Below are 25,011 nucleotides of genomic sequence, written 5' to 3'. Positions count from 1 at the left end.
CTATGTGGTGTCGCGGCGGCCGGTGTTGCGATTGAGCGGATCGCGCCGTTCACGCGTCAGCCCTTCCGGCAGCACCGGTTCGGTTCCCGGAAGCGGCTCGGCGCGAACATCGGCGCCCCACTGCTCCTGCTGTCGGCGCGTCGTCGCGTCCAAAGGTCTCCTGTTCGGAAGTGACCTCGCGGCAATGATGCCGTGTAGCGGCCGTTCCCAATGCGCCGCGCCGCTGCTCTACAACGGCTCTGAAGCGGCGTCGTTCTAATCCAGGTTAGGACGCGCGACGCATGCGCGTGACCGATGGTCGCGGATCAATGCCGCTCGCGGATGCCGTCGACATTGATCGCCAGCCGCTTGATCTTGTCGTACAGCGTCTGCTTCGGGATGCTGAGCATCGCCGCCGTTGCCTGGACATCGCCGAGCTTGCGGCGCAGCGCGTCCTCGATGATCGAGCGCTCGATGTTCTCCAGCTGGCGCGGCAGCGACAGCTCGGAGGTAGCGCCCCCCGACCGGTCGAGCACCTTGCGATCGAGCACGCCGAGCACGAAGCGGTCGGCGACGTTGCGCAGCTCACGCACATTGCCCGGCCATGAATAGCTCAGCAGCAGCGACATGGTCTGGTCGTCCACGATCGGCGCGTCGCGCTCGAAGCGCTTGGCGGCCTCCAGCGTGAAGTGCTCGAACAGGACCGGAATGTCCTCGCGCCGCTCGCGCAACGGCGGAAGCTCGATAAAGGCCACGCCGAGGCGGTAGTACAGATCGGCGCGGAACTGCTTGCTCTCGCTGAGCTCGTAGAGATTGGCCTTGCTGGCGGCGACCACGCGGCAATCGACCGCGACCGGCTTGTTGGAGCCGACGCGCTCGATCGAGCGGTCCTGCAGCGCCCGCAGCAGCTTGACCTGGACGCTCGCCGGCATGCTCTCGATCTCGTCGAGGAACAGCGTGCCGCCATGGGCGTATTCGATCTTGCCGATCCGCTGCTTGGTCGCGCCGGTGAAAGCGCCGGCCTCGTGGCCGAACAACTCGCTCTCGACGAGCGATTCCGGCAGGCCGCCGCAATTCACCGCGACGTAGTTGCCGCCGCGGCGGGCGCTGTGATTGTGCAGGCAGCGCGCGACGACGTCCTTGCCGGTGCCGGTCTCGCCATAGATCGTGACGTCGACATTGGTGGACGCGAGATTGGCGACGAGGCGGCGCACCTCCTGGATCTGCGGCGAGCGCCCGAGCAGGCTGGCCTCGATGCCCTGGCTACCTTGGCGGTCGGCCAGTGCGGAGCGCAGCGTGCGGACCTCCAGCGTGAGCCGCCGCTTGTCGAGCGCGCGGCGCACGACCGCGACGAGCTGCTCGGAGGAGCATGGCTTCTCGATGAAGTCATAGGCGCCGTTGCGCATGGCGTCCACGGCCATCGAGATGTCGCCATGGCCGGTGACCAGAATGACGGGCAGGTCCGGATCGAGCCGGTGCAGCTCGGACAGCCATGCGGTGCCGCTCTTGCCGCGCAGCTGCACGTCCGAGACCACCACGAACGGCATGTCGGCGCGGACGGTCGCGCTCGCGGCTTCCACCGAGCCGAACGGCGTCACCGGCAAGCCGGCGAGCTGCAGCGCCTGGACGGCGCCGATGCGCACATCCTCGTCGTCCTCGACATAGATCACGCCGACCGGTTGCTCAGGGCTCATGGGGGGACCTCGTGACCTCGGCCAGCGGGAGCAGCAGCACGAACTCGGCGCCGGACGGCTCGAGATTCCGCGCCCGCAGCTCGCCGCCGAACGACCGCGCGATATGGTTGGCGATGACGAGACCAAGGCCGAGGCCCTTGCCGGCCGGCTTGGTCGTCACGAACGGCTCGAACATGCGCTTGAGAACGTCGGCCGCGATCGGCGGGCCGCTGTTGCCGATGGCCATGCGGCAGTGGCCGTCCTCGTGCACGGCGCGGATCGCGATCGACTTCTGCGCCGCGCCCTCGACGGCGTCCAGCGCATTGGCGAGGATGTTGCAGAGCAATTGCTCGAGCCGGATCTGATCGACCCGGACGAGAAGCCCCGGCGCGAGATCGATGGTCACCTCGACGCCGCCGTCCTTCACCCGCGCACCGAGGATCTTGAGCGTTTCGGCCAGCGCCTGCTCGACCGAGACGGCATCGAGCGGCGCATTCGATTTGTAGGCGAACACGCGCAGCTGGCCGGTCAGACGCGCCAGCCGGCGGACCAGCTCGCCGATACGGACGAGATTGCCGCGGGCCTCGGCGATCATGCCGCGGTCGACGAACTGCACGGCGTTGTCGGACGCGGTCTGCAGCGCCGCTAGCGGCTGGTTGATCTCGTGCACCATGCCGGCGGACATCTGGCCGAGCACGGCGAGCTTGCCGGCATGGACGAGCTCGTCCTGCGTGGCGCGCAGCTCGGCGGTGCGCTCCTGCACGCGGATCTCGAGGCGGTCATTGGCGGCCTGAAGCGCGGCCTGGCTCGCCAGCCGTTGCCGGATCTCCCGCCGCCGCTGCGCCAACAGGCCGAACGCGAGCAGCGCGACGATGCTGGCGAGCCCCGACAGCGTGCCGATGATGAAGGCCGTACGCCGGATCGGCGCCTCGTCGTCGAGCAGCAGCAGCTGCCATTGCCGCCCGCTGAGTGGACGCTCGTCGACGCTGTAGACCGCGCCGCCCTCGGTCGCGACCTGACCGCCGCCACGATCGGTCCTGTCCATGAAGGTCCAGCCGAGCGGCGCGAGATTCGAGCTGCCATAGGGCTTCGACGTCGCGATCTCCTCCAGCGCATCGACCGAGAGCGGCGTCAGCGGCCGCAGGCGCCATTCGTCGCGCGAGGCGAGGATGGTCACACCGCGGGCATCGACCAGAACCATGTCGCTGCCGCGGTTGCGCCACTCGCGCTCGAAGGCGTCGAGATTGACCTTGACCACGGCGACGCCGATCGTGCGTCCTTCGCGCTTGACCGCATAGGACAGATAGTAGCCGGCGCGCGCGCTGGTGATGCCGATGCCGAAGAACGCGCCGCGGCCTGTCGCCAGCGCCTGGCGCATATACGGTCGGTAGGACAGGTTGATGCCGACCGGCGTGCCCGGCTGGTCGAAATCGGCGGCGGCGATCGCGTCGCCCGCGACGGTCAGGACGTAGAGATTGTCGGCGCCCGCCAGCAGATTGATCGACTTCAGATACAGGCTGACGCTCTGCTGCAGCGCGCGATCATCGGGCGTGCCGAGCAGCCGGTAGACGTCCGCCGAGGTCTCCAGCAGCGACGGCAGATATTCGAAGCGTGAGAGATAGCCGTCGAGCTGCGCGGCCTCGACCGCCAGCCGCTGCTGGGCCGCGGCGTGCCGTTGATCCAGCCCATGGGAGAAGGCGATGGCGTAGCCGAGCCAGGCCGCGGCGCCGACCAGCGCAACCGCCAGACATCCGCGAACGAGCCAGCCCGCGCGCCCCGGAACCGCCGCGGCGACGTCGGAATGTCCATCGAGGCCGATCCGAATGGGGAAGTCCGTCATCTCCTGAGCCGGGCAAGATCGAGGCGCGGCGGGCCGCGACGAACGCGCCCGCATTTCGCCAGTAACTCTAAGGTCTTGCGCCGGAATAGGCGACACAAAATCCGGCCTCCGCACGTCCGCAACGCAGAGCGATGGCGTCCGATACCGGCGGCAGGGCCGAAGCGGACGCCGGCCGCCGAGCTTGCGCGCATCAATGCAGCTTCACATGCGGCTCGGTGCGGCGGGTGATCAGACGCGCCAGCGTGTCCAGGGTCACCTTGGCGAGGCCGTGCAGGGCGTATTCGTGCATCTTGTACAGCGCCAGATACATCATCCGCGCGAACAGCCCTTCGAACACGAGATTGCCGCCGACCAGCGCGCCCATCATCGAGCCGACCGTGCTGAATTCGCCGAGCGACACCAGCGAGCCGAAGTCGTGATAGCGGTAGTCCGCCAGCCGCTCGCCCCTGATGAAGCGCGGAATCTGCTTGTAGAGATGCGAGGCCTGCTGATGCGCCGCCTGCGCACGCGGCGGCACGTTGCCGCGCGTCCCCCAGGCGCAAGCCGAGCAGTCGCCGATCGCAAAGATGCGCTCGTCGCGCGTGGTCTGCAGGGTCTGCCTGACGACGAGTTGGTTGATGCGGTTGGTTTCGAGGCCCGCGATGTCCTTGAGGAAGTCCGGCGCCTTGACGCCGGCGGCCCAGACGATCAGTTCGGCCGGGATGATGCGACCGTCCGAGAGGCTGACCCTGTCGGCCCCGACCTCCGCGACCTTGGCGCCCACCAGGACCTCGACGCCGAGCCGCGCGAGCAGCTTCTCGGTCTCGCGCGAGACCCGCTCCGGCAAGGCCGGGAGCACCCGGTCCGCGGCTTCGATCAGCGTGATCCTGATGTCCTTCTCGGCGTCGACCTGGTCGAGACCATAGGCCACCACCTCGCGCGTCGTCCGATGCAGTTCGGCGGCCAGCTCGACCCCGGTTGCCCCGGCGCCGATGATCGCGACCTTCAGCTGATGCGGCGCGATCGGCGTCGACTGCGAATGGGCGCGGATGCAAGCGTTGACCATGCGCTCGTGGAAGCGCCGGGCATCGCGCTGCGACTCCAGCTTGATCGCGTGGTCGACCACGCCGGGCGTGCCGAAATCATTGTTCTGGCTGCCGATGGCGATGACGAGCACGTCATAGGGAATGGTTCGCCGCGGCGTGACCTCACGCCCCTCCGCATCGAGATAGGGCGCGACCAGCACCTCGCGCCGGTCGCGATCGAGCCCGATCATGTCGCCGATGCGATAATGGAAGCCGTGCCAATAGGCCTGCGCGAGATAGTCGACCTCGTGCGCCGAGATGTCCATGCTGCCGGCCGCGATCTCGTGCAGCTTCGGCTTCCAGACGTGGGTGCGGTTGCGCTCGACCAGGGTGACCTCGAGCTTGCCCTTACGGCCGTATTTGTCGCCGAGCCGCGTCGCCAGCTCCAGGCCGCCGGCGCCGCCGCCGACAATCACGACACGCGGAACTCCGGACTGCGCGACGGCCATTATCAAATCTCCCCAAGCAAGACCGTGACGCCGCCGGTGTCACGCCGTCAGCGCCGCGTCCGGTGCTTTTTTAGCAGATCATTTGAGGATGGCGGCATCACGATTGGGCATCACCCGCCCGTTCGCCGGTCTCGCGCCCGACGAGAGCCGGCAGGTTTCAGCCGGCCCTCGTACGGGACGCGTCGCCTTGCGAGAGCAGCGGCGACGCGCGCACGGGGGCGTTTGTTCGGGTCGCCGACGGCGCCGGCAACGCCGTGCGGCCTTGGTCTCAGCCCGTCGTGACGGCGATTTCGACGTCCGAAGGATCGATATCCTTGTCGAGCGCGGCACGCAGCTTGTCGCGGTCGAGCTCGCCCTCCCACCAGGCGACGATCACGCAGGCGACGCCGTTGCCGCACAGGTTGGTGAGGGCGCGGCACTCGCTCATGAACTTGTCGATGCCGAGCACGATCGCCATGCCCGGAACGAGCTCCGGCCGGACGGCCGCGAGCGTACCGGCCAGGGTGATGAAGCCGGCGCCGGTGATGCCCGAAGCGCCCTTCGAGGTCAGCATGGCCACGAGAAGGATCGTGATCTGCTCTCCGAAGGAGAGGTGCACGTTCATGGCCTGGGCGATGAACAGCGTCGCCAGGGTCATGTAGATGTTGGTGCCATCGAGGTTGAAGGAGTAGCCGGTCGGAACCACGAGGCCGACGACAGGCTTGGAGCAGCCGAGACGCTCGAGCTTCTCCATCATCTGCGGCAGCGCGCTCTCGGACGACGAGGTGCCGAGCACGATCAGCAGCTCGTCCTTGATGTATTTCAGGAACTTGAAGATCGAGAAGCCGGCAATGCGGGCGATGATGCCGAGCACGATGATGACGAAAGCGAGCGCCGTGAGATAGAAGGTCGCGATCAGGCCGGCAAGATTGCCGAGCGCCTGCGGGCCATAGCGCCCGATGGTGAAGGCCATCGCGCCGAACGCGCCGATCGGGGCGAACTTGACCACGATCGCGATGACGCCGAAGATCGCGTGTGCCGCATCGTCGATGAAGGCGCGCATCGTGTGGCCCCGTTCACCGAGGCTCATCAGGGCGATGCCGAACAGGATCGAGAACAGCAGCACCTGCAGGATCTCGCCTTGCGCGAACGCGCCCACCACCGTGTCGGGGATGATATGGAGCACGAAGTCGATCGACTTCATCTCGCTCGCCTGCTTGGCGTAATTGGCGACGAGGGCGGCGTTGCTCTGGCCCTGGAACCCTGCCCCCGGCTGGATGAAATTGCCGACGATCAGACCCAGCGCGAGCGCGAAGGTCGAGACGATCTCGAAATAGATCAGCGCCTTGACGGCCACGCGGCCGACCTTCTTGACCTCGGAGACATGCGCGATGCCGGACACGACGGTGCAGAAGATCACCGGCGCGATCACCATCTTGATCAGCTTGACGAAGCCGTCACCGAGCGCCTTGATCCACTCGTTCTTGCCGACCTCCGGCCATACCCAGCCGACGATGACGCCGAGCACGATCGCGACCAGGACCTGCACGTAGAGGACCCGGTAGAATGGCTTGTTCGGGGCCGTGGCCGCCGCAGTGGTTGCAGACATCAGATGTTCTCTCCCTGGTCTTACTCGGTCTACGTCTCGTCTCAGCCGGCGGTGGGTCGACGCAGTGTCCTTCAAGCACGTCTGCGGGCATCCCGGACCGAAGCCCCCCTCCACGAGCATGCACGCCGGTCAGGCACGCACGCGAACGCTCAAGCGTAATCGTCTGCTCGGCGTGTCTAAAATCAAGGGCGGCTTTGGGCTGGCGTCCGGACGTCCCCTCGATTGTTCTGGAGCTGGCGCTCGTTTGGCGGCTCATTAAGCAGCATTCGTGCCAGGGGATCGGCGCGGCCCGGTGACGGCGCATGTGCTTCAGTTTGCTACCATTTGCAAACCATTGTGGGGAGCGGCGACAGGCGTTGCGCGGCGCGCCGTCCGAAGTTTCGGAAACGGCCGGCGGCGACCGTCCGAAACTTCGGACGGCCGAGGGCAGCACCCGTCACGGCCCATCTCAGGGACTTCGGCTGCGGGATGGCCGCCGAACCGATCGTCAGCCCGGCTCCTTCGGAGTGGCCTTCGGATCCAGCCGACGCCGCCGGGCGCCGAGGCGCGAGCGCCGGATGCGCCGCTTGCGGAACTCCAATCCGCACATCGCGATATCGATGCTCTCGGTCGGACGGCGCAGGCGCCGTCCGTGGAAGCCGAGCCACTTCTCGACCTGCCGCACCAAAATGCGATCGAGCTCCAGACGCCGCAGCAGTTCGTCGCGCGTATGCAGCGACGCGATGTCGACAATGTAGTCGAACCGCTCCGACAGGGTTCGACCGACGAGCCGCGCATAATCAGACGATATCAATAAATTCACGACCCGCTCAGGCAAATGCGGCTCAGCCATATCTCATTCCCGAACTTCGCCGTGCCTGCCGACCGGTCCTGGATGCCGGCTTTCCCAAATTCGCAATCACGACGACCACCGATGTTCATCCGGCCGTGACATGCGACGAGCGCCACGACCGTCATGAAGGCTCCTCACGACTCAGCTTTCCGACCGCGGGAGGACGTGCTCATGAGTACACACGTTCCTCCCGATGCGGGTCATGCTCCTGACCGTTCGGCCTGGCCGCCGTCGCCACCAGCGACGCCGTGATCTCCTGGGCCCGCATCGGCAGCACCGACAGCAGCGTGTCGCTCAGGCCATGCGAGGTCTCCGAGCAGCCCTGCAGGTAGACCTGCGGACGAAAGCCCGGAGCGGTCTGCAGCCGGTAGTCCCGATCCAGCGCGCCGGCCTCGATGTAGCGGCTGATCGGATCGAGAAAGGCCGGCACCGGTGATCGCTCATAGCCGGTGGCGATGACCACGGCGTCGTAGCTCGCGCGGCTCCGAACATCCTCGTCCTTATTGTGCAGCTCGATCGTGATGCCGTCGCGCGTGACCCCCGCGCCGACGATCTCGCTCCGCGGATGCAAGACGAGCTTTCTCTCGCCGGCGACGCGCTGCTGATAGCTCATCCGATAGAGCTGATCGAGCAGATCGGGATCGACCACCGCGTAATTGGTATTGCGGAAGCTGCGAATAATCGATGCGCGCTGCGCGTCCTCGCGCGAATGGAAATAGTCCGTGTACTCCGGATTGAAGATCTCGTTAACGAATGGGCTGCTGTCGGACGGCTTGAGCGCGTGCCCTCGGAACACCAGATCGATATGCGCATCGGGAAACCGCTCGCTCAGATCGAGGGTGACCTCTGCGGCGCTCTGGCCACCGCCTATCACTGCGACGCGAGGCGCCTGGCCGTGCAATTCGGTGATCAGCGGCGATCCAAGATAGCCGCTGGTGTGCACCACCCGCCGGTCTCCGGCGATCGGCTCGAGCACGGCTGGGACGTGCGGAACGCCGCCGACGGCGACCACGAGATTCCGCGCAATGCGCGACCGGGTCTCGCCAGTCCCCGTCTGCGTCACCACCCGAAGCGCGACCACCGACTGACCGGCCATGACCGGCTCGACGGCCACGACCGTCTCGCCATAGTCGACCATCGCGCTGAACTGGTCGGCGACCCAGCACAGATAGTCGTTGAACTCGATGCGGCTCGGATAGAACGTCTTGCAGTTGGTGAAATCGAGCAGCCGCCCCGACTTGTGCAGATAGTTGATGAAGGTGAATGGGCTGGTCGGATCACGCAGCGACACGAGATCCTTCAGGAAGGAAATCTGCATGTTGCTGCCCGGGAGCAGCATGCCGCCGTGCCATTTGAAGCTTGGCTGACGCTCCACGAACAGCGAGCGGCAACTCACGCGCTGTTGTCTCCTGCAATCGTCGAGTGCGATCGCCAGCGCCAGGTTCGATGGCCCGAAGCCGACACCGACGACATCATAGTCCGGGGCGATTTGATACGACATGAGGTGATGCTCCGTCAGCGTTGGGTCTCTGGCGTCGCGTCCTTGGCCGCCGGCTGCCACAGCCGGTCGCCAAAGAAGCGTTCGCGAAGCAACATGACCAAGGTTGCTCGCTTGTGCGGGAAGTCGAAATTCTTGATCCGGGCGAAGCCGGCGCGATCGAGATTGCGCAACTGCTGGACGTGGGCTGCCGCGGGCTCGCCGACGATGCGCATCGTGCGCTCATCGTCGAGGAACATGTAGTGCATCAGCGACGGCAGCCACGCGGTGATGAAGTCGCGGCCACGAAACTCGTCCTCGCCGACGATCACATGCCAGCCGCGGTCGTAGTCGGCGGCGTCGTAGAACGGCGCGATGCGGTTCTCCTTGGCCCAATACAGCTCGAAATAGCCAAACGGACGATCACCGAAGCAGCCGATCATCGGCAGCATGTGCGGATCCGCCAGGATCCTGGAGAGATAGTCGCGGTGCTTGTCTAGGTCACCGGCCTCGTTCCAGAACGCATCCACGCGCGGATCGTTGAGCCAGCGGTGGACGAGCGACAGATCCCGCTCGACATCGACGACTCGAAAGCTGACGGTCTCCGACAGCCATGGAATGAAACGGGAATAGACACGGCCGGCCGGCTTCGACGGCCGTCGCGGATGCCGCCTGCCGTCAGTCATGGCATAAGACAGTGGAAACGCCGGCCGCGCGGCATCGGTCAACCAATTGTCGCGCCGCTGCATCACCAGTTCGGGCAGCAGCACCGGCGCGCCATTGATGGTCACCGCGAGACCCTCGCGCGCCAGCGCCGATTCGGCCGCCGGCCAGTCGCCGGTCGCGAGGAAGAGCCTGTCGAGTGACGGATGCCAGGCGAACAGCGCTTCGGCCGCGGCCGACAACGCACGCACCATCCGCTGCGGATCGCCGGCCCTGTCCGATGCGACCAGCGCCGCCCGACGCTCATCGAATTGAAGCGACAGCAGCACCGCACCATCGACCAGGACCCGCACTGCTCCGTCGTCGCGAACGACGGACATCGCAGTCTCGCTGCCGGCCTTGAAGGCCTCACGTCTTGCGTCGAAGCCCGTGCTCGCGTCCATGCGCCTCTCCCCTTCATTGCCCTTGTGCGAAATTCGCCACGGTCGGCGCCCGCTCAGGATGTAAATTTGCCGCCGCCTCGAACACAAGCGGGCCCGTCACACTGTCGAACTAGATTAGTTACAAAGCTGCGGCTCACGCTCTCGATGGTTCCTGCGATGCGCCCTCGTCTTGCAGTCGTGACGCCGGCGATCGCCTCGGCCGTGCGTGCCGGCGCTGTTGCGTCGGCCGGTCCTCCTGGAGTTGTCCATTGCGCAGCCGCACGAGCCGGTCCGCGCAGTGGAAGTAGCGGTCGTCATGCGAGATCACGATGATCGTCTTGCCCAGCCGCTTCAGGTCGGCGAGCAGCTCGGTATAGAAGACCTGCCGGAATGCCGGATCCTGATCGGCGGCCCATTCGTCGAACACCAGAACGGGGCGGCCTTCGATCCAGGCGTTGATCAAAGCGAGGCGCTTGCGCTGGCCGGTCGACAGGTCCGTGGTCGAGAACATGCCGTCTTCGACCGAGACCTTGTGGGCAAGCTCGAGCCGATCGAGGTAGCGCTGCGCGCCTTCGGGAGCCTGATCATCGTGACGCAACAGCGTGTCGAACAGGTAATAGTCCGCAAACACGGTGGTGAAGAGCTGCCGGTAGTCGTCGCGTGTTGCGCCGATCACCGGTACGCCGTCGCGCAGCAGCTGTCCCTGATCCGGCACGTAGAGGCCGAGCAGCAGCTTGATCAGCGTCGTCTTGCCGCTGCCGTTGTCGCCGACGATGAAGACGATCTCGCCGCGCCGGATGCGCAGATCGACCGGACCGAGCACAAAGGGTGTCTCGTTGGCGGCGGCCTGAAAAGAATAGGAGACGCCGCGCAGCTCGATCGATTCGATCCGATCCGTCATCGCGTCGGCGGGATGTTCGAGCAGATCCTGCTCTGCCGTTGCAAACCGCTCGGAGAGATCGGAAATCCGGCGCATCGCGACCTGTGCGCGACCGAGCGACGGCAGCATGCCGATGAGCTGATCGATCGGACCGCGCATGAACAGCAGCACCAGGACGAAGCCGCTGGACACCGATGGCGGACTGTCCGGCCATAGCAGCGGCCGCAGCACGAGCGCGGTCCCGATCACCATGAACAGCATCACCGTTCCGAGCGCACGGGCGGTGACCAGCAGATTGATCGCGCCGATCTGCACGTCGCTGATCCTGTCGACGGTGCGCTGGATCAGGTCGACATGCACATGGTGCCGGCGCGGCCGGTGGAGCCGCAGCTCCTTGGCGCCTTCGGCGATCGTCCGATAGTGCTTCTGCAGATCGTCTTCATATTGGCGGGCCAGGTTGAAGCCGGACATGCCGCGCTGTCTCGCCCGGAAGTGGGCGAACGATCCGAGCGCGATCAGCGCCGCCGTCACGAGGAACAACGGCCACGACAGCATGGCCAGATAGACCAGGCAGCCGGCGACGACGACACCGGAAACCAGAAACGCCGGAAAGAAGAAGGCAAAGTCGCTGATCGCATCGACGTCCTTCGTCAACACGGGGATGAGCCGGTGCGCGCGGTAGGATTCCAGCTGGTCGATCGGCGCCATCAGGATCTTGGCGGCCAACGACTTGCGCAGCGAGGCGACGATCTTCTGTCCGACGGCATTGGCGCTGATGTCCGAGCCGACCGACCCGATCACGATCAGGACGCAGAGCCCGGCAAACGAGGCGATCAGGCTGCCGACATCACCGGAGCCGGCGTAGAGGCCCTTGTTCACCACGGCGAGCAGGCCGGCGACGCTGGCACCGCCGACGAGGCCGAGCAGGATGCCGCAGAGAACCAGCTTCCAATAGGGCCGCAGCAGGCCTCCGATATGGAGCTTCCCGGGATTCGACGACGTGATCATCGGTGACAGTCTCCGGCTTGCTGGGCAAACAGTTCGGCAAGCGTGGCACCGATCTCGGCGCGCGCACGCAGCGCATCCGGCACGACGTTGCCCATGCGCAGGAACTCGTGAATCATGCCGGGATAGACCTTGAGGTCGACGGCGACGCCGGCCGCGCGCAGCCGTTCGGCGTAGTCGCGTCCCTCCGCGATCAGCGGGTCGAACTCGGGCAGCAGCATCAGCGCCGGTGCGACGCCGGACAGGTCGGGCGCCGCCAGCGGCGCAAACCGCCAATCCCGGCGATCGGACTCGTCGCGCAGATAGTGGTTGAAGAACCAGTCCACAGTGTCGCGCTCGAGCAAATAGCCCGAGCCGTAGTCCGCGTAGGACTGCGATATCTGCTCCGGGCTGAGGCCCGGATAGGCCAGCACCTGGAGGAGCGGTTGCGGCAAGGCTCGATCGTCGCGAGCTGCGATCGCCAGCGCTGCCGCCAGCGTGCCGCCGGCACTGTCGCCGCCGACGGCGACGCGGCGGGGGTCGAGACCAGCGGCTGGCCCCTCGCGCCCGATCCAGGCGAGAGCATCCACGCAATCCTCGAACGCAGTCGGAAAGCGATGCTCCGGCGCGAGCCGGTAGCCGATCGACAGCACGGCCGCGCCGCTGTCGCTCGCAAGGCCACGGCATAGCGGCTGATGCGAGTCGAGACTGCCGACGACGAAGCCGCCGCCATGCATGTAGAGCAGCACCGGCAGCGGCGCAGCGCAGTTGGGCATTTGTCCTGCATAGAGGCGTGCAGCGATCTGCGCACCATCGCGCGTCGGCAGCGTGAGCTGCCTCTCGAACGCAAGCGCGGGAGGATCGAGGTCGAGCAGCGGCGACGAGGCCTCGAAATCGGCGCGCGCCTGCGCCGGCGTGAGTTGCGGGAACGGAACCCGCGCGCCGGTCTCGGTCCCCAACTGGATCATCTCGAGCAGCGCCGCGATATCTGGATGAAGGCTCATGATCACCTCATTCGGCCGGTTCGGATTGCAGCGCCGGCATCGTCTGCGCCGCGTCGCGCGATTGCAGCCACTTGGAGATTGCGGCGACGAAGGTCTCGTTGCTCAGGATCGAGAAGTGGTCGTCACCGACGACGCCGAGATCCGTCGCGCCCCCGAACCGTGCAGTCAGCCAATCGCGCTGTCGCAGCCGCCCTGAGGTCCACCAGCATCCAGGTGTCGCCTTGAGCTCGGTCGGCCAGTCGGCGGTCTGCGCCAGCTGTCCGAGGTGGCGTCCGACCGTGAACGCGCCGATGATGTCGTCGACCCCGAGCAGATGATCCCTTGGCTGCAAGGGCGCCGCGCCGATCACGTCCGCAAGCAGGCGCCGCATTGCGTCATCCGTCGCAGGCTCGCCCGCGGCGCGGATGATGGCGGCGCGAGATCGGACCGCCGCGAGTTCTCCCCCTGGGATGGCGATGGACAGCAATCCCAGCAGGTCGTCGGTCCAATGCCGCTCGGCCCCTGGCCTCTCATTTGCGCACGGATCAGGAACGAAGCTGTCGACCAGCGCCAGACGCGCGACGACCTCGCCGCGACGCTCCAGTTCTGCTGCGGCGAGGCATGCGACCAGGCCGCCCAGCGACCATCCGATCAGATAATACGGCCCGCGTCCCTGCGCCTGCACGATCTCATCGGCGTAAACAGCGGCCATCGCCGCCAGCGATGAATCGGAAAAGGACGGCGCGATCAACGTCCTGCATTGCAGACCGATCACTTGACGCCGCCCCTCGAGGCGGCGCGCCAGCGGCGCATAGTCGAACACCGTGCCGAAGCCGCCATGGAAGCAGAACACGGGCTCTTTGCCGGACACCGGCGCGTTGAGCGGCAGCAGGGCCGACACTCGCCTTGGCTTGCTGTCCGACTCGCCGAGCAAGGCGCGGATCGTCGGCTTCTGCAGGAGATCACGCAGCTTGATCTCGCTGCCGATGATCGGCTCGCGCCGGAGCCGTGCGATCACCTTCAAGCTCAGGATCGAGTTGCCGCCGAGCTCGAAGAAATTATCGGTGACGCCGACCTGCGGAGTGCCGAGAATCTCGGACCACAATCGGGCCATCGCGATCTCCGCCGGGCTCTCCGGCGCGATGAATGCGCGCGCAGCCGCGACATCGGGCGCCGGCAGCGCCCGGCGGTCGACCTTGCCGCTGGACAGCGTGGGCAGACGCTCGAGTACGATGATTCTTGCCGGCACCATGTAGGCAGGCAGCGTTCGACGCAGCGCGGCCGCAAGACTCTCCGACAATTGCTCGGCCGAGCGGCCGGCCGCGTCGCGGCCCCCACTCGGCGCGACATAGGCGACGAGCTGGCTGCCGCCGGCACTGGGCACGGCGAGCACGGCCGCTTGTGCGACATCGGGCTCCGACAGCAATGCCGACTGGATCTCGCCGAGCTCGATCCGGAAGCCGCTGACCTTGACCTGATCGTCGCTGCGCCCGAGATATTCGATCCTGCCATCCGCATCCCACCGGGCGAGGTCGCCGGTGCGATAGAGACGCGCGCCGGGATCGGCGGCGAAGGGATCCGGAACGAACCGCTCCGCGGTCATGCCGGGCTTGGCGTGGTATCCGCGCGCAAGGCCAAGACCGCCGATATAGAGCTCTCCCGCAGCGCCGGCCGGGACGATGTCGAGCTGACCATCGAGGATGTGGGCGGTGCGGCTGCCGACGGGGACACCGATCGGCGCGTAGGCCTTGTCGCAGTCTGCGTTGCCGTCGACCTTCCAGACCAGCGGCGTAACCACGGTCTCGGTCGGGCCGTAGCCGTTGATCAGGATCTGCGGCTTGAGCATCCGCTTCACCTTGTCGAAGCCGGCCTTGGGCATCGCCTCGCCGCCGAACGAGTACAGCCTCACGGGCGGCGGATGACCGGTCTGCTCCACCCAATCGGCCACCTGCTGCAGATAGGCCGGCGGCAGGCCGATATGGGTGATGCTCCGGGCGCGCAGCATCTCGACCGTCTGCTCGGGCGTCCACAGCTCGGCATCGCGCATCACGAGTCGCGCCCCCTGCGAGAGCACCGTGAGCCAGCGTTCATGGGCGCCGTCGAATGCGAGCGACAGGAAATGCAATTCGCTCGATTGCGGGTCGATCTCATAGAGCGCGGCGGTGGCGCGGCAATGCATCGCCAAAGGGCCGTGCGCAACGGCGACGCCCTTCGGCCGTCCGGTCGAGCCGGACGTGTAGATCACATAAGCGAGATTTCCGGGGTGGAGGCGCAGCTGCGGCGGATGATCCGGTCCCGTCTCGAAATCGAATCGGGCCAGATCGATGTGCCGGACAGACGCGGGCATGAGAGCATCACGCGTGCCGGACAGCATGAAAGTCGCGCCGCTATCGTTCATCACGTAGGCGATCCGCTCCGGCGGAAGCTCGGGATCGAGCGGCACATAGGCGCCGCCCGCCTTCATCACGGCCAGCAGCGCGATCATCGTTGCCTGCGTGCGCGCCACCACGATCCCGACGCGCTGATCGGGCCTGAGCCCCTGCCCGATCAGATGATGCGCGAGACGGTTGGCGCGGCGCTCCAGCGCGCCATAGGACAGGCTGGCGCCGCCGATCTCGAGTGCGATCCGCTCCGGATTGCGCATCGCATGCCCGCTGATGACCTCGTGCACGAGCGGCTCCGTTCCGACAGGCACAGCATGAGCGTTGCAGGCACGCGCGCGCGCCGTGTCATGATCGGTCGCCGCATCGATCGCCCCGATCAGCGCCGTCGCATCCCGGGTCAGCGCCGCGAGCAGATGTTCGAACTGGTCCCTGATCTGCTCGGCCTGGTCGGGCGCGAAATGGCTTGGCATGTATGTGAATTCGACCTGGAGCGTGTCCTCGACCAGCACCGACAGGTCCATCGGATAATTGGTGACGTCGACATTGCGGAGGCCGCTGAACTGGAGCGAGCCGTCACCCTGCAGCAGGCCACGCTCGATCGGGTAGTTCTCGAACACGATGATGCTGTCGAACATCGCCTCGCCGGCGCGACCGGCCCAGCCCTGGATGTCGTAAAGCGGCGTCTGCTCGTAGTTGCGGACCGCGGCGGTGCGGTTCTGGATCGCGCGCAGCCAATCGCCGACGGCGCAGGCGGGCGACGGCGTCTCGATCATCGGCAGCGTGTTGATGAACAGGCCGATCATCTGCTCGGCGCCGTCGAGGCCAGCCGGACGGCCGGCCACCGTCGCGCCAAAGGTCACGGTGTGCTGGCCGGTGAAGCGCTGCAGCAGCAGCGTCCAGACGCCCTGGATCAGCGTGTTCAAGGTGATGCGCTCGCGGCGGGCGAACGCCTTCAGGTCCGCCGTCGCGCCCTCGTCGAGCCGCGTGTAGCAGCGTCGATGCCCATGCGCGTCGTAGCGGCGAGCGCCGAACGCATCGGCCAGTTGCGTCGGCTGATCGAAGCCGGCGAGCTGTTCGCGCCAGAAGCGCTCGGCCGCCATGGCGTCCTGGGCAACGAGCCAGGCAACGTAGTCGCGGTACTGCGGCGTGCCGGGCGCAAGCGTGCGGCCGGCATAGAGCTGCAAGATCTCGCCGATGAAGCGCGCCGAGCTCCAGCCATCCATCAGGATGTGGTGATAGGTCCAGATCAGGCGATGACAATCGTCGTCCACGCGCAGCAGGCGCACGCGCTGCAGCGGCGGCTGCGCCAGATCGAACTCCGCATCACGCTCACCGGCCAGCGCCGCCGCGAGCCGGGTCTCGTCGATCATTTGGCCGCGCCAGTCTTCGATCTCGAACGGCACGATCGCCTGACGATAGACGGCCTGCAGCGGGGATCCGGACAACTCGCGCCAGAGGAATCCCGTCCGCAGCATGGGATGACGCGCGGATGCATCCTGCCATGCCGCGCGCAGGCGCTCGACGTTCAGCCCGCGGATCTCGACGCTGATCTGATTGACGTAGACGCCGCTGCCGGCATCGCGCAGGCTGTGGAACAGCATGCCCTGCTGCATCGGCGACAGCGGATAGATGTCCTCGATGCGGTCCCAATCGAGACCGAGCTGCGCCAGCTCCTGATCGGTCAGGCCCGACAGCGTCCCCCGCGCCACGACGGGCATCCGCTGCGCATCGGAGATCGCGCGACAGAGCGGCGCGAGCTGCTCGATCGTCTGGTGCCTGAAGACGTCCCTTGGCTCCAGCGCAAGACCGGCCCGCCGTGCGCGACCGACGATCTGCAGCGAGATGATGGAATCGCCGCCGAGCTCGAAGAAATTGTCGGTGACGCCGACCTCGTCGTGCTGCAGCAGCTCGGCCCAGATGGTCGCGAGCGCGGCCTCGGTCGGATTGCGCGGCGCGACGCGTTGCGCATCCGCAGGACGCGCATCCGGCTGCGGCAGCGCCTTGCGATCGATCTTGCCGTTGGGCGTCAGCGGCAGTTGCGGCAGCACCATGACCCGTGACGGCACCATGTAGTCCGGCAGCACCGCGCCGAGCGCCGCACGCAGGCCCGCGCCGTCGAGCGCATCATCGCCGCTGACATAGCCGACCAGCTGCCGGCTGCCGCCGAGCTCCTGCGCCACCACGACGCTGTCGCGCACGCCGGGCTCGGCCCGCAGCCGCGCCTCGATCTCGCCGAGCTCGATGCGATGGCCCCGGATCTTCACCTGATGATCCGCCCGGCCCACATGCTCCAGCACGCCATCGCCGCGCCAGCGCGCGAGGTCCCCGGTGCGGTACAGCCGCTGCCCCGCCGATCCGAACGGATCGGGGATGAAGCGCTCGGCGCTGAGCGCCGCACGATTCCAATAGCCGCGGGCCAGCCCCTCGCCGCCGATGAACAGCTCTCCGGCCACCCCGACCGGCGCCAGATTGAGATCGCCATCCAGCACGTACAGCGTGGTGTTGCCGATCGGAGCACCGATCATCGGCGACGGATCGGCCGCATCGAGCCGGTGCCGCGCCGACCACACCGTGGTCTCCGTCGGCCCGTACAGGTTCCAGACCTCGCCGCCCAGCGCCGTCAGGCGCCGCGCCAGATCCGGTGCCAGGGCCTCGCCGCCGCTCAGCACCCGGCAGCCCTCCCCCAGCCACGTGCCGGCGCCGTCATGATCCAGCAGCATCCGCCAGCTCGACGGCGTCGCCTGGATCATCGTCACGCCGTGCCTGACGACGACCGCCTTCAGCGCCGCCGGATCATGCGCCGTCGCGCGATCCGCCAGCACGATTTGCGCGCCATGCGTCAGCGGCAGCCACAGCTCCAGCACCGCGATGTCGAACGACAGCGAGGTCAGCCCGAGCACGCGGTCCTCGCGTGCGATGCCCGGCCGCTCGGCCATGGTCGCCAGGAAGTTCGCCACCGCGCCATGGCGCACCATCACGCCCTTGGGCAGACCGGTCGAGCCGGAGGTGTAGATCACGTAAACGAGGTTCTCCGGATCGATGGCGATGTCGAGATTGGCGGCGTCGCCGCTGCCTTCTCCCACCGCTGCATCGAGCAGCCAGGCCTCGGCACCGCTGCCTTCCAGAACCGGAGCAAAACGCTCCTGCAACGTGGCCTGCGTCAGCAGCAGCCTGGCCCCGCTGTCGCCCAGCATGTGCGCCAGACGCTCGGCCGGATAGTCCGGATCGAGCGGCAGGTAGGCCCCGCCCGCCTTCAGCACCGCGAGCAGTGCCACCATCATCGGCACGCCGCGCTCCAGCGCCAGCCCGACCACGACGTCCGGCCCGATGCCCTGCAGCATGAGCCGCCGCGCCAGCCGGTTTGCCCGCGCGTTCAGCTCGCCATAGCTGATCGTCTCGTCCCCATGCACAATTGCGATCGCATCAGGCGCACGCGCCGCCTGCGCTTCGCATTGAGCAACGACCCCGGCAGATTGCTTTGTCGTGACCGTGTCGTTGACGCGCGCCAGCATCGCGAGATCTTCGGGATCGTCACCAGCGATCCGGCCGACCGCGTTGGCGGCATCGCCGCTGATCGACGCGAGCAGCGCCACGAATGCCGTCTGAAGCCGGCCGATCTGGCGCTCTTCGAAATGCCGGCGCTGGAAGTTGAACACGAGCCGAAGCTCGCCGTCGAGACCGACGCTGACGAACAACGGATAGTTGCTGGTCTCCAAAATCCGCGTGCGGCTGGCGCGGAGCTGCCCGCGGTTCGTCTTCAATGCCTGGTCGACCGGATAGTTCTCGAACACCAGAATGCTGTCAAACAGCGGATGTCCGGCACGTCCGGCCAAGCGCTGAATATCAGCGAGCGGCATCCAGCCATGCTCCCGCAGAGCCAGGTTGAGGTCCTGCAAATCGCGCAGCCAGTCGCCGACACTCTGCTGAGGATGCTCGCGGTCGATCATAGGCAGCGTGTTGATGAACAGGCCGACCATGTCCTCGGCGCCGACGAGATCGGCAGGCCGATCTGAAACCGTTACACCGAAGCACACTGTGTCCTGGCCGGTCTGGCGGCGCAGCAGCTTCGCCCATGCGGCTTGAACGAGCGTGTTCAGCGTGATCCGCTCGCGCGTGGCGAATTGCTGAAGCCGCTCGCTGAGACCACGATCCACGACCGTCGTCAGCGAGCCGTGGTCCATGGCCTCGTTAGCGTTGGCGGGTGCGAGCAGACTTGGCTCTTCGAGCTCGGCCAGGGCTGTGCGCCAGAAATCGGCAGCCGCACGGTGATCCCTGGCCCCGAGCCAGGCGATGTAGTCGCGGTAGCGCGGCCGCTGTGCCGGCAGGGAGCCATGCTCCAGCAGCTGCATCACCTCGGCCATGAACCGGGCCGAGCTCCAGCCATCCATCAGGATGTGATGATGAGTCCAGATCAGCCAATGGCGCTCGTCGTCGAGCCGGACCAGCGTCAGACGCTGCAACGGCGGGCGCGCGAGATCGAAACCTGCCGCGCGATCACGCTGGGCCACCCCCGTCAGCGCGTCGTCCAGCGCCGCTGGCGCAAGGTCGGCTGCATGCGTGCGCCAATCCTCCTCGACGACGCGTACCTCCGCGCGCCGGTAGACCACCTGCTGCGGCGGTCCCGACAATTCGCGCCAGAGAAAGCCGGTGCGCAGCACGGCGTGACGATCGCTGACGGTCTGCCAGGCGGCCCGCAGCTTCTCGGAATCGAGACCGCGGATCTCCGCCGTGAGCTGGTTGACGTACACACCCGTGCCGTCATCGTGCAGGGCGTGGAACAGCATGCCCTGCTGCATCGGCGACAGCGGGTAGATGTCCTCGACCTCGCGCCAATCCAGTCGGAGCGCGTCGAGCTCGGCCTGCGTCAGCTTCGACAGCGGAACGTCCGACGGCGTCAGCCCATGGGCATCGCTCGAGCAATGAGCGATCAGCTCCTGGAGCGCGGATTCAAAGCAGTCGGCGAGGCGTTCGACCGTTGCCGTCCGGTAGCGCTTCCGGCTGAAGCCGAACGACAGCTGCAGTCGCCCGCCTTGGACCCGCGCATTGATGGTGAGGCGATGCCGCAACGGGCTGGAGGCAGCGCGTGACGGGCCCGCGCTCTCCAGGGCGAGCGCGAACAGCCCAGCCTCGCCGGTCCTGTCGTCAACCTGGCCGAGATAGTTGAAGCCGATATGCGGCGTATCGACCGAGGCAAGCGTGGCGCGCTGAGCGTCGGAGCCGAGATAGCGCAGGATGCCATAGCCGAGACCTCGATGCGGAATCGACCGCAGCATCTCCTTGGTCGTCTTGATCAACGAAGCGGCCTGCAGCCCGCCGGCTGCGAGCTGGACCGGAAAGGCGGAGGTGAACCAGCCGACGGTGCGCGACAGATCGAGCCCGGAGCCGATCTCCTCGCGGCCATGGCCTTCGAGCTCGATCACGACGTCCTCGCGACCGGACCAGTGCCATAGCGCACGCGCCAGCGCGGAGAGCAGGACATCATTCACCTGGGTTCGGTACGCTCCGTGCGCCGGCCCGAGCAGCTGCGACGTCAATTCCGCATCGATCTCGCGCTGCACTTCCTGTGCGTCGGCGATCGTATCCCGCTCGGAATGATCCTCGTCGCAAGCAAGATGGTGCGCCTGCCGGATCTGCGACCAATAGTCCAGCTCCGCGGCAAGCGCGTCCGACGATGCATAGGCATGCAGCGCGGCCCCCCATTGTGCGAAGGCGTGGGTCTTCGGCGGCAACGTCACCGTCTTGGCGCCGCGTGCGAGCTGCTCATAGGCTGCCGCGAGATCCTCGATCAGCACCCGCCATGACACGCCGTCGACGACGAGATGATGGATCACAATCAGGAGTCGTTGCTCGCCTCCCGGCAGTTCCATCCCGGCCACACGGACCAGCGGACCATGCGCGAGCGACAGGCTGGCCTGCATCTCGGCAGCGAGCGCCGTGACCGCCGCGGCATCTGCCACCTCGCAGTCTCGAAAGAGGTCGCCGCGAGCGGCGGACGATGCATGCTCTGCCCGCCAGACACCGTCGACCCGCTCGAAGCGCAGTCGTAGCGCATCGTGGTGAGTCACCACAGCGGCAACCGCACGGCGCGTCACACCCCAGTCGAGCCGCTGCTGCGGCCGCAGCAGCAGCGCCTGGTTCCAATGATCCGGCGCCGCCAGCTCCTGCTCGAAGAATCTGAGCTGGATCGGCAGCAAAGGCTGCGGCCCTCCGACCAGGCCCTGCTCCGCACGAATTGCGGGCGCCAGCTCCGTACGGGCCTCTCGTGCCAGCGCTTCCAACGTCTGATGCTTGAAGACGTCCCGTGGCTCGATCACCAGCCCGGCACGGCGCGCCCGGCTGACGAGTTGCAGCGAGATGATGGAATCGCCGCCGAGCTCGAAGAAGTTGTCAGTGATCCCGACACCGGGCTGACGCAGCAGATCCGCCCAGATCGATGCCAGCACGCGTTCGTTCGGCGTCCGCGGCGCAACCCGGACGGTCGCATCGGTAGAATCGGGCGCAGGCAGCGCATGGCGATCCACCTTGCCGTTCACCATCAACGGCAGACGATCGAGCACGACGATCCACGCCGGCACCATGTAGTCCGGCAACTCGGCCGACAGCGCGTTGCGCAGCGCGAGGCCATCGAGCCGTGCATCTCCGCTGACATAGCCGACGAGTTGCCGTCCGGCGCCAAACTCGCGTGCGACGACCGCCGCAGAGCCGACCATCGGCTGCTCCAGCAGCCGCGCCTCGATCTCGCCGAGCTCGATGCGGAAGCCGCGCACCTTCACCTGATGATCGGCCCGCCCGACATAGTCGATGCTGCCATCATGGCGCCACCGCGCCAGATCTCCGCTGCGGTAGAGCCGTGCACCGGGCGGTCCGAACGGGTCGACGATGAAACGCTCGGCCGTCAGCCCGGCGCGACCGAGATAGCCGCGCGCCAGCCCGACGCCGCCGATATAGAGCTCGCCGGTCGTTCCCTCCTCGACGGGGTTGAGGTCGGCATCCAGAATTCGCAGCACCGTTCCCGGGATCGGGTGTCCGATCGGCGCAGTTGTCCCGCTGAACGCGCGGCAATTCCAGAAGCTGGCATTGATCAGCGTTTCGGTCGGTCCGTAGCGGTTGTCGAAGCGAATCGTGGGGAAGGCTGCATGGACCTGCTGCATCAGCTGGACCGGCAGCGCTTCGCCGCCGGAGAACAGACGCTTCAGGCTCGCGCATCGCGCGACGTCCGGCTCTGCGACGAATTGCGCCAGCATCTGCGGGACGAAGTGCAAGGTGGTGACATCGTGAGCCACCACGGCTTCGACCAGCCGCTTGGGCTCGCGATGGGCCCCGGGAGGCGCGATCGCGAGCCGTGCGCCCACGATCAGCGGCCACAACATCTCCCAGACAGCGACGTCGAAGCTGAAGGGCGTCTTCTGCAGCAAGGTCTCGCTTGGCGCGAGCCGATACTCCGCCTGCATCCAAGCCAGCCGCGCCGACAGTGCCCCCCGCGTGCAGCCGACGCCCTTCGGCACGCCGGTCGAGCCGGACGTATAGATCACATAGGCGAGACCGTCGGGATGCGATGAAACGCCGAGGTCGGAGCCGTCGCGGTCGTGCGGGCCGCCGTCATCAATGGCGACATCGACCACGATCAGACCAGCGTCGGCGGCGATCGCCGCCAGCCGGTCGTTCAGTTGCGCCTGCATCAGCACCAGTCTTGCGCCGCTGTCGCGCAGCATCGCGGCGAGACGTTGCTGCGGATAATCGGGATCGAGCGGCAGATAGCCCGCCCCTGCCTTCAGCACCGCGAGCACGGCTACGATCATCTCGACGCTGCGCTCGAAGGCGAGCGCGACGGGAGCATCGCGACGGACACCGCGCGCCTTAATCTGTCGCGCCAAGCGGTTCGCACGCGCATTCAGCTCGGCGTAGCTGATCTGCTCGCCCGCATAGATCAAGGCGATCGCATGCGGAGTGTCGGCGACCTGCCGCTCGATCCGGGTTACGACATCGATCAGTTCCTCTCTGGTCGTCGGAGTCGCAGCCCCAGCGCTCCAGCCATGCACCCGCTGCAGCGTGGCTTCATCCAGTCCGTGCAGTTCGGCAAGCGGCCGGTGCGTCCCGTCGGCAATACGGTCGAGCAGCGTAGCGAACGCGGTCTGAAGGCGCGCAATCTGAGCCTCGTCAAACCGGCTGAGGTCATGACGGAAGCCCAGCCGAATGCCGGAGTCACTGACGAAGACCGCGATTGTCAGCGCATAATTCGTAATCGATATCTGCTCTGCGCGGCTCGCGCGCGGACCATCACCCGCCTGATCTCGCAGGACGTCATCGACCGGATAGTTCTCGAACACGAAGATGGTATCGAACAGCGCCCGGCCGGAGCGGCCGGCGAGGCGCTGGATGTCGTAGAGCGGCATCCAGCCATGCTCGCGCAGATCGACGTTGCAATCCTGCAGACCGCGCAGCCAATCGCCGATCATCGTCTGAGGGCTGGTGTCGTCGAGCACCGGCACGGTGTTGATGAACAGGCCCACGATCTCCTGCACCCCCGCGATCTCGGGCGGCCGGCCCGACATCGTGGCGCCGAAACAGACGGCCCGCTGGCCGGTCAGTCGCCGCAACAGCTGAGCCCAGGCGCCCTGCAGCACGGTGTTCAACGTCACCCGTTCGCGGCGGGCCACGGCCTGTAGCCGCTCGGTCCGCGCGGCGTCGATGACGAGGTCAGTCGACAGATGACCCGTCGCCGGCTCCGCCGGTCCGCCCAGCGCATCGGCGAGCAGGCTCGGTTCATCGAGCCGCGACAGCAGATCCGACCAGAAAGCACCGGAAGCCTCACGATCCTGTCGCAGCAGCCATCCGATGTAGTCACGATACCGGCCGGGCGCTGCGCCCGGCAATCGGCCGCGAACATGCTGCATGATCTCGGCGATCAGCTGCGCGGCGCTCCAGCCATCGAGCAGAATGTGATGATGAGTCCAGATCAGGCGATGAACGCCGCCCCCGAGATCGATCAGCCGAACCCGCTGCAGCAGCGGCCGTGACAGATCGAAGCCGAGCTGCCGTTCGGCCCGTGCGGCATCGGCGAGCGCCGCGTCACGGGCCGCCGGATCCATCGTCCCGACGCGATCGCCCCAATCCTCCTCGACGAAGGGAACTGCGACGTGCCGATGCACCACCTGCTGCGGTGCGCCCGACAATTCCCGCCAGACGAAGGCGGTGCGCAACACGGCATGTCGTGCGGTCACCGCCTGCCAAGCCCCGCGCAACCGTTCGACGTCCAGGCCGCTGATGTCGACGGCGATCTGGCTGACATAGCTTTGGCTCTCGGCATCGCGCAACGCGTGGAACAGCATGCCCTGCTGCATCGGCGATAGCGGATAGATGTCCTCGACCTCGCGCCAGTCGCGCGCAGCTCCGAGCATGTCGATCTCCGGCTGGCTCAGCCGCGACAGCGGGACGTCCGATGGCGTGACGCCGTGGACGCCGCTGGTGCAATGCGCGACGAGCTGGCGCAGCGCATCCGAATAGCAGGCCGCGAGACGCTCGATCGTGGCGCGGCAATACCGCTTGCGACCGAAGCTGAAGGTCAGCCGCAGCTCGCGATCCAGCACCTGGCCATTGATGCTGAGCCAGCGTCCGAGCGGCGCGCTGGCGCTTCGCGACGGTCCGGCACTCTCCGGCGCCAGCGCGAACGCGTTGTCGGCGCCGAGGCTGGCGTCGAACTGGCCGAGATAGTTGAAGGTGATGCGCGGCTCCGCTGCCCCCGCCAACGCCTCGCGCTGCGCCTCGCTGCCGCAATGCCTCAATAGTCCGTAGC

At 66.9% G+C, this 25,011-nt stretch carries 12 protein-coding genes (1 of these 12 only partly in view); all 12 read right to left on the bottom strand.

The window, feature by feature from the left end:
* Complete coding sequence (locus tag QXZ94_RS01890; protein ID WP_409998815.1) at nucleotides 1-153, bottom strand: hypothetical protein; 153 nt, start codon at nucleotides 151-153, stop codon at nucleotides 1-3.
* A gap of 152 nt (nucleotides 154-305) precedes the next feature.
* Nucleotides 306-1,673: a sigma-54 dependent transcriptional regulator gene (locus tag QXZ94_RS01885; protein WP_315718987.1), complete on the bottom strand. Its 1,368-nt coding sequence runs from the start codon at nucleotides 1,671-1,673 to the stop codon at nucleotides 306-308.
* A complete protein-coding gene (locus QXZ94_RS01880; RefSeq protein WP_315718986.1) occupies nucleotides 1,663-3,492 on the bottom strand; it encodes an ATP-binding protein in 1,830 nt (609 codons plus the stop codon). The genes QXZ94_RS01885 and QXZ94_RS01880 overlap by 11 nt, the downstream gene beginning before the upstream one ends.
* Before the next feature lie 190 nt (nucleotides 3,493-3,682).
* Entirely contained in the window at nucleotides 3,683-5,005 is a 1,323-nt protein-coding gene (locus QXZ94_RS01875; protein WP_315718985.1) for an NAD(P)/FAD-dependent oxidoreductase, read from the bottom strand.
* 268 nt (nucleotides 5,006-5,273) lie between these two features.
* A complete protein-coding gene (locus QXZ94_RS01870) occupies nucleotides 5,274-6,593 on the bottom strand; it encodes a dicarboxylate/amino acid:cation symporter (RefSeq protein ID WP_315718984.1) in 1,320 nt (439 codons plus the stop codon).
* Nucleotides 6,594-7,080: 487 nt separating this feature from the next.
* Nucleotides 7,081-7,395, bottom strand: coding sequence for a hypothetical protein (locus QXZ94_RS01865; RefSeq protein ID WP_172180992.1), 315 nt, complete (start codon nucleotides 7,393-7,395; stop codon nucleotides 7,081-7,083).
* On the bottom strand, nucleotides 7,392-7,550 hold the full coding sequence (locus QXZ94_RS01860; protein WP_315718983.1) for a hypothetical protein: 159 nt from the start codon (nucleotides 7,548-7,550) through the stop codon (nucleotides 7,392-7,394). Before QXZ94_RS01860 ends, QXZ94_RS01865 begins: the two co-directional genes overlap by 4 nt.
* Nucleotides 7,551-7,594: 44 nt before the next feature.
* The gene (locus QXZ94_RS01855) at nucleotides 7,595-8,926 is read right to left on the bottom strand and encodes a lysine N(6)-hydroxylase/L-ornithine N(5)-oxygenase family protein (RefSeq protein ID WP_315718982.1); all 1,332 of its coding nucleotides are present in this window, start codon (nucleotides 8,924-8,926) and stop codon (nucleotides 7,595-7,597) included.
* Between the two features lie 14 nt (nucleotides 8,927-8,940).
* Nucleotides 8,941-10,008: a GNAT family N-acetyltransferase gene (locus QXZ94_RS01850; protein WP_315718981.1), complete on the bottom strand. Its 1,068-nt coding sequence runs from the start codon at nucleotides 10,006-10,008 to the stop codon at nucleotides 8,941-8,943.
* Between the two features lie 133 nt (nucleotides 10,009-10,141).
* Entirely contained in the window at nucleotides 10,142-11,875 is a 1,734-nt protein-coding gene (locus QXZ94_RS01845) for a cyclic peptide export ABC transporter (protein WP_315718980.1), read from the bottom strand.
* The gene (locus QXZ94_RS01840; RefSeq protein WP_315718979.1) at nucleotides 11,872-12,855 is read right to left on the bottom strand and encodes an alpha/beta hydrolase; all 984 of its coding nucleotides are present in this window, start codon (nucleotides 12,853-12,855) and stop codon (nucleotides 11,872-11,874) included. The genes QXZ94_RS01845 and QXZ94_RS01840 overlap by 4 nt, the downstream gene beginning before the upstream one ends.
* 7 nt (nucleotides 12,856-12,862) lie before the next feature.
* Nucleotides 12,863-25,011: the 3' portion of a non-ribosomal peptide synthase/polyketide synthase gene (locus tag QXZ94_RS01835; RefSeq protein WP_315718978.1), read on the bottom strand. 4,258 nt of this gene lie beyond the right edge of the window; the window shows 12,149 of its 16,407 coding nt (coding positions 4,259-16,407); the start codon falls outside the window, past its right edge — the gene reads right to left on this strand; the stop codon is at nucleotides 12,863-12,865.

It is taken from the genome of Bradyrhizobium sp. SZCCHNS2022 (assembly GCF_032377575.1).
Classification (GTDB): domain Bacteria; phylum Pseudomonadota; class Alphaproteobacteria; order Rhizobiales; family Xanthobacteraceae; genus Bradyrhizobium; species Bradyrhizobium aeschynomenes.
Note: the sequence above shows the minus strand (reverse complement) of the source record. Positions and strands in the feature narration are given on the sequence as shown.

Coding starts and splice junctions, on each gene's coding strand:
- QXZ94_RS01885 (WP_315718987.1), bottom strand. CDS start 1,673: ATGAGCCCTGAGCAACCGGTCGGCGTGATCTATGTCGAGGACGACGAG.
- QXZ94_RS01880 (WP_315718986.1), bottom strand. CDS start 3,492: ATGACGGACTTCCCCATTCGGATCGGCCTCGATGGACATTCCGACGTC.
- QXZ94_RS01875 (WP_315718985.1), bottom strand. CDS start 5,005: ATGGCCGTCGCGCAGTCCGGAGTTCCGCGTGTCGTGATTGTCGGCGGC.
- QXZ94_RS01870 (WP_315718984.1), bottom strand. CDS start 6,593: ATGTCTGCAACCACTGCGGCGGCCACGGCCCCGAACAAGCCATTCTAC.
- QXZ94_RS01860 (WP_315718983.1), bottom strand. CDS start 7,550: ATGACGGTCGTGGCGCTCGTCGCATGTCACGGCCGGATGAACATCGGT.
- QXZ94_RS01855 (WP_315718982.1), bottom strand. CDS start 8,926: ATGTCGTATCAAATCGCCCCGGACTATGATGTCGTCGGTGTCGGCTTC.
- QXZ94_RS01850 (WP_315718981.1), bottom strand. CDS start 10,008: ATGGACGCGAGCACGGGCTTCGACGCAAGACGTGAGGCCTTCAAGGCC.
- QXZ94_RS01845 (WP_315718980.1), bottom strand. CDS start 11,875: ATGATCACGTCGTCGAATCCCGGGAAGCTCCATATCGGAGGCCTGCTG.
- QXZ94_RS01840 (WP_315718979.1), bottom strand. CDS start 12,855: ATGAGCCTTCATCCAGATATCGCGGCGCTGCTCGAGATGATCCAGTTG.